Origin of the sequence: Sphingomonas japonica, assembly GCF_006346325.1 — a bacterium.
In the GTDB taxonomy this organism is placed as follows: Bacteria; Pseudomonadota; Alphaproteobacteria; order Sphingomonadales; family Sphingomonadaceae; genus Sphingomonas; species Sphingomonas japonica.
The window spans coordinates 1,429,101-1,441,183 of the sequence record NZ_VDYR01000001.1 but is presented as its reverse complement, the minus strand read 5'-3'; the positions used below and the strand labels follow the sequence as shown (position 1 = coordinate 1,441,183).

8 protein-coding genes and 1 riboswitch are annotated in these 12,083 nt (G+C 64.6%); of the genes, 5 read left to right on the top strand and 3 right to left on the bottom strand.

Annotation, left to right across the window (positions count from 1 at the left end; genetic code table 11):
- A riboswitch (cobalamin riboswitch) is annotated at positions 1-213 on the bottom strand.
- Positions 214-249: 36 nt separating this feature from the next.
- From FHY50_RS07120 to FHY50_RS07110, 3 genes are all read right to left on the bottom strand, one after another.
- Positions 250-2,025 (bottom strand): DUF885 domain-containing protein, encoded by a 1,776-nt coding sequence (locus FHY50_RS07120; protein WP_243846592.1) that lies wholly within the window; start codon positions 2,023-2,025, stop codon positions 250-252.
- A gap of 187 nt (positions 2,026-2,212) precedes the next feature.
- Complete coding sequence (locus FHY50_RS07115) at positions 2,213-5,068, bottom strand: TIM-barrel domain-containing protein (protein WP_140047791.1); 2,856 nt, start codon at positions 5,066-5,068, stop codon at positions 2,213-2,215.
- Between the two features lie 8 nt (positions 5,069-5,076).
- On the bottom strand, positions 5,077-6,729 hold the full coding sequence (locus FHY50_RS07110; protein WP_140047790.1) for a DUF5597 domain-containing protein: 1,653 nt from the start codon (positions 6,727-6,729) through the stop codon (positions 5,077-5,079).
- 222 nt (positions 6,730-6,951) lie between these two features.
- On the opposite strand from FHY50_RS07110, the gene FHY50_RS07105 reads away from it, so the two are divergent.
- The 5 genes from FHY50_RS07105 (at position 6,952) to kdpA (ending at position 12,070) form a co-directional block, all read left to right on the top strand.
- Complete coding sequence (locus FHY50_RS07105; RefSeq protein ID WP_140047789.1) at positions 6,952-8,250, top strand: sugar MFS transporter; 1,299 nt, start codon at positions 6,952-6,954, stop codon at positions 8,248-8,250.
- 20 nt (positions 8,251-8,270) lie between these two features.
- On the top strand, positions 8,271-9,860 hold the full coding sequence (locus FHY50_RS07100) for an alpha-L-fucosidase (RefSeq protein WP_243846591.1): 1,590 nt from the start codon (positions 8,271-8,273) through the stop codon (positions 9,858-9,860).
- A 124-nt stretch (positions 9,861-9,984) separates the two neighbouring features.
- The gene (locus FHY50_RS07095; RefSeq protein WP_140047787.1) at positions 9,985-10,179 is read left to right on the top strand and encodes a TorF family putative porin; all 195 of its coding nucleotides are present in this window, start codon (positions 9,985-9,987) and stop codon (positions 10,177-10,179) included.
- Between the two features lie 84 nt (positions 10,180-10,263).
- Complete coding sequence (gene kdpF / locus FHY50_RS07090) at positions 10,264-10,353, top strand: K(+)-transporting ATPase subunit F (RefSeq protein WP_140047786.1); 90 nt, start codon at positions 10,264-10,266, stop codon at positions 10,351-10,353.
- 13 nt (positions 10,354-10,366) lie between these two features.
- Positions 10,367-12,070 (top strand): potassium-transporting ATPase subunit KdpA, encoded by a 1,704-nt coding sequence (gene kdpA / locus FHY50_RS07085; RefSeq protein ID WP_140047785.1) that lies wholly within the window; start codon positions 10,367-10,369, stop codon positions 12,068-12,070.
- The last annotated feature ends 13 nt before the right edge of the window (positions 12,071-12,083 follow it).

Below are 12,083 nucleotides of genomic sequence, written 5' to 3'. Positions count from 1 at the left end.
AAAGGACAGACGATACGGGCAGGTCTCCTGGCTCCCGATGCCCGGCGGAGTGCACCGCCGGATCGCGTCCCGCCTTCCCATCCTCAAAGGACAGTGGCGCATGGGGCGCGGTGTCATCGGTTACAGTTGCGGGAACAGCGCCGGTCTAGAAGGTTTCCCTCGCACCGGCTTCCCTTTTGATCGCTTGCGCGAACCTGTATCGCGGCGGGGAATGCGGCGGCGGGGTGGGCGATGTCAAGCGGGAGCGTGCTACCCCCGGCTGGCCGCGATGTAGCGATCGACCTCTTCCTCGAGCACGTCGAGCGGAAGCGCGCCGTTGCCGAGCACCACTTCGTGAAAATTGCGGATGTCGAAGCGGTTGCCGAGTTCGCGCTCGGCTTTGGCGCGCAGCTCGCCGATCTTGAGGCGACCGATCATGTACGCGGTCGCCTGGCCGGGATTGTTGATGTAGCGATCGACCTCCTTGACGGTGTCGCGGTCGGATACCGAGCTGTTGGCGCGGAAATAGGCGATCGCCTTGTCGCGCGACCAGCGTTTCGAATGGATGCCGGTGTCGACCACCAGCCGGATCGCGCGCCAGATCTGGAGCGACAGCATCCCGAATTCGTCGATAGGCGTCGGGTAGGCGCCCATTTCCTGACCGAGCCGCTCGCTATAGAGACCCCAGCCTTCGACATAGGCGCCGTAGCCGCCGAACTTGCGGAACTTGGGGAGGCCGGGCAATTCCATCGCACGGGCGATCTGGAAATGATGGCCGGGCGCGCCTTCATGGACGGCGATGCCCGCCACCTGCGGCTTTTGCACCTGAGTCATGTCGGCGAGGTTGACGTAGTAGATGCCGGGGCGCGAGCCGTCGGGTGCAGGGCGGTTGTAGAAGGCGACCGCGGCGGTGTCCTGGCGCCATTCCTCGACCGCGCGGACTTCGAGTGGCGCCTTGGGCACGGTGTGGAACCAGCGCGGGGCGGCGGCCATCATCTTCGCGATCACAGCGCGCGCGTCGGTCAGATAGGCTTCGCGCGCGGCGGCAGTGTCGGGATATTTGTACGCCGGGTCTGCCTTCACCGCGGCGAAGAATTGCTCGAGCGAGCCGGTGAAGCCGATCCGCACCTTGACCGCTTCCATCTCGGCACGGATCGCGGCGACCTGCTCCAGCCCGATCCGGTGGATCTGGTCGGCGGTGAGGTCGGTGGTGGTGATGGCGGCGAGGCGGGCGTCGTAATAGGCCGCGCCGTTGGGCAACCGCCATGCGCCGTCGTTGCTGGTCGCCTTGGGCTCGATCTCGTCGAGCGCGGCGAACAAAGTGTCGAAGCCGCGCTTGAACGGGCCGGTCAGCGCGGCGCGTGCGTCGGTCAGCAACCGGTCCTTTTCGGACTGCGGAATCTCGAGCGCGCCGACCTTCTCGACGAAATCGGCGTAGAGCGGGGCGGGCTCGCCACTGGTGAAGGGGGCGCCGACCAGCACCTTCTTCGCGTCGGCGCGGGCTGGCGCGAACACCATCTGCGGCGGGACGATGCCGGCCGCAGCCTGGCGGCGCATCTGATCGGCGACCTCGCGCATCACGCGCTCGGTCTCGACGATGCGGGCGATATAGGCGCGCGCATCGTCGGCATTGTCGACGCGGTGGTTGTTGATGAGAAAGACGGGGATATCGCCCGCCGGGCTGCCGTTGGTCGACACCGGGAAGCCGTAATCGCGGAACGGGAAATTGCGCTGGCGGACCGTGAACGCCTGTTCGAACAGTCGGTAGCTGAGCCGGGCGCTGGTGCCGAGCTTTGCCGGATCGAACTTGGCGCGCATGTCGGCGAGCTGGCGCTCGGCGAGCGCGAAGCTGCGCTGGCTGGCGGCATCGGTATAGTCGTCGAGCTTGTCGTAATCGGTCTTCATGCCCTGATAGGTCATGGCTTCGGGCGACAGCGCGAGCTGGGCGTCATAGGCGGCGTCGAGAAATGCGGTGAGGCGGGCATCCTCGGCAGCGGTGTTGGTTTCGGGCGCGGAGACGTTGGCTGGCGGGTTCTGAACGGCCATCGGAGCGCAGGCGGTGGAAAGCAGCAGCGCGGCGAGCGGGAGGGTGCGGGGCAATGGGATGTCCTCGGATCGTGATGCGCGCCACGCTATCGGCGCATTTGAGAGGGAGCAATCCTCGGCGCCGAAGTGGATGGGAGCGTACGTGCCAGACGCCAGCCATACCCCGGCCTGCGCCGGGGTGCGTGTGTCATCTGGTGATTGTCACCGCTTTCCCGTCATACACGACCTGCTTCGCGCCATTCTCTGAGAAGTCGGCTGCGACCGCCTTGTCCCTGCCGTAAAAGCGGACCGAGATCGCGCGTTCTGCCGGCATCCCCTCGTACGACCCGACACGATCGCCGATCGTCAGTATTCCGGCCTTGTCGTCCCAGACCAACGGAACGCGGGTGAAGCCGCCACTCGCGTACTGCATGCTGGTGCCGTCGTCTTCGTACCAGTCGAAACGACCGTCGGCACCGGTGTAGACGTGCAGTACGATCGGGCCATCGGGCTGTTCGCGGACGTGCTGGATTTCGGGACCGGTCGGAATGATCGATCCGGCGCGGACGAACAGCGGCATCCGCTCATAGGGGGCGGGGGCGGTGATGCTGCTTCCGCCAGTGTAATACGCCCCGGTGGCAAAGTCGTACCAGCCGCTGTCTGTGGGCAGATACACCGACCGGGAGCGGGCCTTGAACTCGGTCACGGGGGCGACGAGCAACGACGGTCCGAACATATACTGGTCGTCGATGTCCCAGACCTTGCGGTCCTGCGGGAAGTCCATGACGAGGCCGCGCATGATCGTGCCGTCGCGCAGCGCACTGTCTGCAGCGACGGTGTAGATGTACGGCATCAACCGGTAGCGCAGCTTCGAATAGTCGGCCATCGCCGCGTACATCGCCGGGTCGTCGGCGGCGATCTCATAGATCTCGCGCTTTGGGGTTTCGCCGTGGCTGCGGAACAGCGGGCTGAACGCGCCGAACTGGAACCAGCGCAGGTTGAGCTCACGCCATTCGGCGAGATGCTCGGGCTCCTGGTTGGTATAGCGATCCTCCAGCGCAAAGCCGCCGATGTCGTGCGTCCAGTTGGGCACGCCCGACAGCGACACATTGATGCCGGCCGAGATCTGGTCGCGCAGATCGTCCCAGCGCGACACGATGTCGCCCGACCACAAGGCTGAACTGGTCCGCTGCGTGCCCGCAAAGCCGGCACGGGTGAGGATGAAGGGGCGAACGTCGGGTTTTGTCTCGCGCAACCCTTGCGCGACGCCTTCGCCATGGACGAGCGGATAGCTGTTGAAGAGTGCGGCACCGGGCAGGCCGATCGCGGTCGGCCCCATCCGCTCGGCACGCTGATCGAGCGAGAGGTTCGAGTGGATGTCGGGTTCGGTGGCATCCATCCACCACGCGTCGAAGCCCTTGTCGACGAGCTGTTCGCGCATCTGGCGGTAGTAGATCGCGCGCGCTTCGGGCGAATAGGAGTCGTAGATCGTGTTGGGATAGCCCTTGCCGACCCAGTCCTTTTCGCCTGCCGTGAGGTTGCCTTCGTAGAGCAGGCCCTTGGCACGCAGCTCCTGCGCATTCTTGGTATTCGGATAGAATTTCGGCCAGACCGAGATCATGATGCGGGCGTCGAGCGCATGGACTTCGTCGACCATGCCGACCGGATCGGGGAAGCGTTCCGGATCGAATGCGTGGCTGCCCCATTGATCCTCGGGCCAGTAGAACCAGTCCTGGACGATATTGTCGATCGGCAGGCGGCGCTTGCGATATTCGCGGACCACGCCGAGCAGTTCCTCTTGGGTCGTGTAGCGCTGGCGGCTCTGCCAGAAGCCATAGGCCCATTGCGGCATCATCGAGGATGCGCCAGTCAGGTCGCGATATCCCGCGATGACGTCGTCGAGGTCGCTGCCGCCGATATAGTAATAGTCGATCGCGCGGGCGACGTCGGACGTCATCCACACCGAATGGCGATCGGCTTGCGGCAGAGGGTCGTTGTGGAGCAGGCCGATATAGCCGGCATTGGGTTCCCATTCGATGCGGATATCGACGGGCTTGCCCGCGGTCATCGGCAGATCGAAATTGTGGAACCACGGGTTCCAGTTCTGGCGCCAGCGATTCAGTACCTGCTTGCCGTCGGCGAACACCTTCACATAGCTCGACGAATAGAGCTTGAACTTGTGGGTGCCGGTCTTGTCCGGCGTGACGCTGCCGGTCCACACCACGCGCTGCTTCTGAACGGCGTTGCCGGCGGTATTCTGGCCGCCGGTTGCCGCGACCGTGTCGGCCTTGGCGGCGGCGGGCCATTTCGCCTGATCCTTGATGTAGCGATAGTCGATCACCGCTTCCTGCCGGGTCACGGCGAGACGATCGCCGAGATAATATTGTGCGGTCCAGCCCGGCTTGCCGTTGCTCGCCACCTTGAGCGAATCCGCGCCGACCAGACCGTAGGGCGTCGGGTTTCCGAAGCGGCTGATCCCGTTATTGTCCCACAGCAGGCCGTAGTTCTTCGTCGAGACGAGGAACGGGATGGCGATGTCGATATTGTGCTGGGCGAGTTCGACGTCCTCGCCATTGTAATCCATCTGGCGATTCTGGTGCTGCCCGAGGCCGTAGAGCCCTTCGTCGGTGCCGCGGTTGAACTGCTGGCTGACTATGGCGAAGGACTGGTTCTCGACCGTCACCGGCTGGAACGCGGCGCGGGCTTCCTCGGCAAGGACTTCGCGTCCCGAGGCGTCGAGGAACGTGACGCGGCCGTCGGACAGGCGGATGCGGGCAGTGGCTTTGGGCAGCTTGAGCGTGACGAAGCCGCCGCCTTCGCTGATCGCGGGGTCGCCCGAGGCTTCCGCGATCACCATCAGGCTTTCGGGCGCGGCGGCGAGGTCGGTGCCGGGGACTGCCGTCACCCGGAAACTGTCGTCGCCGTACGCGAGCACGCGGACGCGCTTGGCCGTGCCGCTGTCGGGCGTGACGACGACGCCGTGTGTCACCTTGGTCACATCGGATGCAAAGGCGATGCTCGAAGAGGAGGCGAACAGCGCGGCGAGCAGCAGGGTTCGGGTCATGGAAGGCCTTAGTTGGGATTGCCGACGGGGATGACGGGATTGCCGCGATAGCTGCCGAGCTTGACGCGCAGCACCATATCGCGATCGGTGAAGTTGAGGCCGTAATCGGTCTGGTCGCCGTTCCATACGCGCAGGAACTGCCATTCGCCGTCGTGATAGCGGCCTTCCTCGACGCGGACATACAGCATCGATTCCTGCGGTCCCGGATTGGTCAGGCTGAACGCGACGCGGGTGTCGAAACCGGTGACGAGATATTCGTCAGGACCAAGCTCGGCGATGGCAATCCCGCCGGTCGGCTTTGGGTTGCCGGTGGGCTTGTCGGTGCCGAACTGCCACTGGCCGAAGGTCGCCGTGGCGCGGTATTTGCCGAGTTCCATCACCTGAGTGTGCTCGGCCTTGGGATCGGTCGGTTCGGCGGCGCCCCAGGTCTTGCCGGCCAAGGCGAGCCTGGCCCATTCGCGCTGCATCGGCGCGAACACGCGGTACGGCCGCGTCAGCAATTCCATCGTCTCCGGTCCCAGATCCCGGGCGCCGAGCGGGTGGTTGAAATAGCCGGTGGCATCCATTCCGAACGGGGCGTAGCCGATCGCGCCGCGTCCGATCGCGGGGTAGAAATAGCGCGCGAATTCTGCGTCGTTGCCGACTTCGGGAATCATCAGCGCATTGTCGGGACGGTCGTAGAAGCGCAGATATTCCATCCAAGCGGCATGGTCGCGACTGTAGATGTCGGGCGCGACGAAATCGATGTGCGGGGCGGCCGCCTTCCAGACGTCGATGACATGGTGGACCGGCCCGCCGCTGGCGTAGCTGCCTGCCTTTTGCCGACCGAACGCGGCGGCGAGCGCGGCGTTGGTGTACATGGGGAGCGGCTTGACCGCCTTTCCGGCGGCGGCGATCTCGTCGATGAACGCGGCGATGTGCCAGGTGTTGAAATATTCGTCGGCGTCGGCGCCAAACACCGCGGACCAGGTACCGGGCTGCTTTTCATATCGCCGGAGGAGTGGTGCCGGGACCGGTCCGTCGAACAGCTTCTGCGCGGCGGGGGAAAAGTCGCGGACAGTGCCGTAAACGCCTACCTCGTTCTCGGGCTGGACCATGATGACGGTATTTTGGCGGTCGTGATCGCGCAGATATTCCATCAGCTTGACGAACGCCTTCTTGTCCGCCTCGAGCGTGGAGCGATGATGCGGCGACAGCGCGTAATGCGTTTCGCCCTTGTCGTTGGTCATGCGCGGGAAGCGCCGGTTGTCGAGCTTTACCCAGGCGGGGGCGTAGTTGGGCGACGTGTTCTTCCACGTCGCGAACCACAGCAAGATCAGCCGCTGGTCGTGCGCCCGCGCCTCCTTCAGCAGGATGTCGAGAAACGAGAAGTCGAACTGGCCCTCGACCGGTTCGACCTGTTCCCAGGCAATCGGAATTTCGGTGGTGTTGGCGTGCATTGCGGTGACGATCGGCCACACTTGGCTCAGCATCGCCGCGTAGTTGGCGCTGTTGTTGGTCTGCGCGCCAAGCACGAGAAACGGTGCCCCGTCCACGATCAAGGCGTGCTGTCCGCCGCGGCTATCGATGCGCGGCACTTCGGTCGCCTGCCGGGCGGCCAGGGGCGTCGCGACAATCGCCGACGCGAGCCCTGCCGCAATTGCGTAGTGCCAGCGCTGCATCCCGTCCCCCTCGACCCCGGCGTCGTTGCGCCCGATTGTGCTGGTATAGGCAGGCTTCGTAGTCTTACAAATCGGATAGTGACCGCTACCAGAAAAATCCTCTCTCGGCAGCCCGGGGCGCGCGCTGCGCGCCTGCTGCCGGCCGCCGATTGACCGCCTGATCTCTGTTATCTACTCAGACAAGAAAATTGACACGACCCGCAAGGGCAGGAGCGGAACACCATGGCAGGCATCCCCCGATCGAGCACTCCCGGGGCCGCCGTGCCCGCCGGCGCATCGTATCGCCCGGCGCTGACGCTGCTTGCCAGCCTGTTCTTCATGTGGGGTTTCATCACCGTCATCAACAACACGCTGCTGCCGCATCTGCGCAGCGTGTTCGACCTCAATTATACGCAGACGACGCTGATCGAGAGTGTGTGGTTCATCGCCTATTTCGTCGCGTCGATCCCCTCGGCCAAGCTGATCGAGCGGATCGGGTATCAGAAGTCGCTGGTAGTCGGATTGTTGGTCATGGCGGCGGGATCGCTCGGCATGACGCTGGCTGCGAGCCTGCCTTCGTACGGCGTGACGCTGGTGATGCTGTTCGTCATCGCCAGCGGTATCACGCTGCTGCAGGTCGCGGCCAACCCCTATGTCTCGGTGATCGGCCCGCCCGAGACCGCGTCGTCGCGGCTGAACTTGGTACAGGCGTTCAATTCTGTCGGAACGATGCTGGCGCCGATGTTCGGAGCGTATCTGATCCTCGGGCGGTCGGTCGGTGGAACGTCGAAGGCGGGCACGGTGCTGACCGAAGCCGAGCGGCTGGCCGACGCGCAATCGGTGATCCTGCCCTATGTCCTGGTGGCGGCGGTGCTGGCGGTGCTGGCGCTGGTCATCGCCAAGTTCCCGCTGCCGGCGATGGGACAGGCGACCAGCCGCGTCGCGCGCGAGGAGCGCAAGCGGCACTCGCTGTGGAACCACCGCAACCTGGTGTTCGGCGTGCCGGCCATTTTCATCTACCTGATCGCCGAGATCGGGGTCGCCAACCTGTTCGTCAATTTCGTCAGCCAGCCCGAGATTGCCGACCTGACCTTCGAGCAGGCAGGCCGCTATCTGACGTTCCTGTGGGGCGGGATGATGGTCGGGCGGTTCCTGGGCGCGCTGATCATGCAAAAGGTCCCGGCCGAAACCGTGCTTGCGGCGTTTTCGGTCGGAGCGTTCGTGGTGATGCTGATCACCGTGTTCACCACCGGACCGCTGGCGATGTGGATGCTTATCTCGGTGGGGTTCTTTCATTCGATCATGTTCCCGACGATCTTCACGCTGGGGATCAAGGGGCTGGGACCGTTGACCGAGGAAGGATCGGGGCTGCTGATCATGGCGATCGCCGGCGGTGCGCTGGTGGTGGTGCAGGGGTGGCTGGCCGATGCCTATGGCCTGCAACTGTCGTTTCTGCTGACTGCAGCGTGCGAGGTCTACATCCTGTTCTATGCATTGTGGGGTGCCAAACCGGTGGTTCGGGGCAGCGGCGGCGCGGTATGAGGATCTCGCGGCGTGGGTTGATGGGGGGCGCGCTGGGCGCGGCCACGCTGCCGCGCCCCGCATCGGCGCGCGACATCGCTCCGAACTGGTCGGCGCTGGCGGCGGCGTGGGACGTGCCTGAATGGTTTCGGGATGCCAAGTTCGGCATCTGGGCGCACTGGTCGGCGCAGTGCGTGCCCGAGGCAGGCGACTGGTATGGGCGGCTGATGTACCAGCAGTCGCACCCGCACTACGGGCATCACCTGAAGCATTACGGCCATCCGGCGGATCGCGGCTTTCTGGAGATCGAGAATCTGTGGAAAGCCGAGAATTGGGAGCCGGAATATCTGGTTCGCCTCTACAAGGCGGCGGGTGCGAAATACTTCATGGCGCTCGCCAACCATCACGACAATCTCGACGCCTATGACAGCGCGCATCACGCCTGGAACACCATGCGCGTGGGTCCGAAGCGCGACATCGTCGGCGGCTGGGAAAAGGCGGTGCGGCGCGAGGGGCTGAAGTTTGGGGTTAGCAACCATTCGGCGCACGCCTGGCACTGGTACCAGACCGCCTATGGCTATGACGCCGAAGGGCCGCGCGCCGGCGAACGCTACGACGCCTTCAAGCTGACCGCGGCCGACGGCAAAGGCAAATGGTGGGAGGGCCTCGACCCGCAGGAACTATATTGCGGACCGAGCTTCGTCGCGCCCGACGGCATCGCCTCGGCGGCGAGCATGGATGCGTGGCACCACACGCATGACGGGCGCTGGATGGAGTTTATCCCGCCGTCGAACCCGGACTTCGCACGCAAATGGCTGCTGCGGCAGAACGACCTGGTCGACAAGTATCGTCCCGATCTCGTCTATTTCGACAATTTCGGGATGCCGATGGAGCATCTCGGGCTCGAAGCGGTGGCACATTATTACAGCCGGGCGACCGAATGGCACGGCACGCCCGACGTGCTGGCAACCGCCAAGGTGCTGCCCGACTACGACCAGAACGTCCTGGTCGACGATGTCGAGCGCGGCTTTTCCGACCGGCTGCGCGCGCGCCCGTGGCAGACCTGCACCTGCATCGGCGAATGGCACTATAACCGCGCTCGGTTCGACCAGAAAAGCTATGTCCCGGCCGAGCAGGTGATCCAGCGGCTGTGCGATGTGGTTTCGAAGAACGGGAATCTGCTGCTCTCGATCCCCGTTCGCGGCGACGGAACGATCGACAGCGAGGAAGAGAAGATCGTCGCCGGGATCACGCAGTGGATGCAGGTGCATGGCGAGATAGCGATCCATGGCAGCCGCCCGTGGCGAACCTTTGGCGAAGGCCCGACCGACCTGTCGGGCGGAATGTTCAACGAGGAGAAGGGCGCCAGCTTCACCGCGCGCGACGTCCGTTTCACGGTCAAGCAGGGCGGGCTCAACGTCATCTTCCTGAAATGGCCGACCGAGCCGATCGCGGTTGCCGCATTGGGCAGCCGTGCGCTCGGCTCGGCGCGCATCGCCAGCGCTGAACTGGTTGGAGGAGGCGAAGTGATTTTCGACCAGCGCGCCGACGCGGCGATCTTCACGCTGCCGCCGCCGCGCGCCGGAGCGATTGTTCCGGTGGTGCGGATCGCAGGGCGGGGCATCGCCTGATCTTTACGCAAATACTATGCGCCACACCGCAACCGCACTCGAACGCTAATCCCCGCCGCGCCTAGTTGACAGCCCTTGATCGCCGGTCGGTTTGGCCGGGGATCGGATCAAGAGGGCGTTGATCGTGAACATGGTTTTGTCGGGCGCGGCGCTGCCGCTCGCCCTGTTTGGTGCATCCAGCGCGATGGCGCAGGACGCGGCCGATCTGCCCGCCGCGGTGACGATGAGCGGTGCGGTGACGGGCACGTCCGATTGTCGTTTCGGCGGCGCGTCGCAATCGGACACAGAAATCGCGGTGCAGCGCGCATGCAGGACCTGATCTGGCTCGGCATTCTCGCCGGGCTGTTCCTGGCTACGCTCGCCTGGGCGCGGCTGTGCGACGACGCGTGACGGGAGCGCCGCAATGACCCTCGACCTCTGGCTGGCCGCGATCACCGCGGCGGCGCTGCTCGTCTATCTTGTCGCAGCGCTGCTGCGCCCCGAACGCTTCTGAAGGAGCCACGACAATGACCTGGCAGGGCTGGACCCTCATCCTCGCCTTCATCGGCATCCTGATCGCGCTGGCCAAGCCGATGGGGATGTGGCTGTTCGCACTTTACGAAGGCAGGCGCACGCCGCTGCACATCGTGCTCGGCCCGGTCGAGACCGGCTTCTACAAACTTGCCGGCATCGACCCCGACGAAGAGCAGGGCTGGCAGCGCTATGCGCTGCACACGCTGGTGTTCAACTCCGTCCTTTTGCTGTTCACGTATGCAATCCTGCGGTTGCAGGGCGTGCTGCCAATGAACGATCCGGGCATGGCGGGTTTCACGCCGGATGGAGCATTCAACACCGCGATCAGCTTTGCCACCAACACCAACTGGCAATGGTATTCGGGCGAGGCGACGCTGTCGAACCTGTCCCAGATGCTGGGCTTGACGATCCACAATTTCCTGTCGGCGGCGACCGGTATCGCGCTGGCATTTGCGTTCTTCCGCGGCTTTGCGCGGCGGCAAACGGGCACGATCGGTAATTTCTGGGCGGACGTTACCCGCGTGACGCTGTACCTGCTGCTGCCCATCTGCATCGTCTATGCCGTGTTCCTGATCGCCAACGGCGTGCCGCAGACCTTTGTCCAGCAGGTCGTCGCGACGACGGTCGAGGGTGCGCAGCAAACCATCGCGCTGGGACCGGTCGCGAGCCAGGAAGCGATCAAGATGCTCGGCACCAATGGTGGCGGCTTCTTCAACGCCAATTCCGCGCATCCGTTCGAGAATCCAAACGCCGTCACCAACCTGATCCAGATGCTGTCGATCTTCGCGATCGGCGTCGGCTTGACCTGGACCTTCGGCAAGGCGGTGGGCAACCCGCGCCAGGGCTGGGCGATCCTTGCGGCGATGCTGATCCTGTTCACGATCGGTACCGCGGTGACCTATTCGCAGGAAGCCGCAGGCACACCGATGCTGGCCGCGGCCGGGATCGACGGCGGCAATATGGAAGGCAAGGAAGTTCGCTTCGGCATTGCCGCCTCCGCATTGTTCTCGGTCGTCACCACCGCCGCGTCGTGCGGCGCGGTCAACGCGATGCACGACAGCTTCACCGCGCTGGGCGGCCTTATCCCGCTGCTCAACATCCAGCTCGGCGAAGTCGTGATCGGCGGTGTGGGCGCGGGTATCTACGGCTTCCTTCTGTTCGCGATCCTGGCGGTGTTCGTCGCCGGGCTGATGGTCGGACGCACGCCCGAATATGTTGGCAAGAAGATCGAGGGACGTGAGGTCAAGCTGGCGGTACTGGCCATCGCCATCCTGCCGCTGTTCATCCTGGGCGGAACCGCAATCGCCAGCGTCTCCGAGGCCGGATTGGCGGGGCCGCTCAATCAGGGGCCGCATGGCTTTTCGGAAATCCTCTACGCCTTCACCAGCGCGGTCGGGAATAACGGGTCGGCGTTCGGCGGCATTACCTCGGGCACGCCGTTCTACAACGGCCTGCTGGGCGTGTGCATGTGGGTCGGTCGGTTCTTCGTGATCGTCGCCATGCTGGCGATCGCCGGCAGCCTCGCTGCCAAGAAGCATGCGCCGGCCACCGCCGGGTCGTTTCCGACCACCGGCGGTCTGTGGGTCGGCCTGCTGGTCGGGATCATCTTGATCCTTGGCGGCCTCACCTTCCTGCCCAGCCTCGCGCTTGGCCCCATCGCCGATCATCTCGCGATGATCGGCGGCGAAACCTTCTAATCGGGAATCCTGT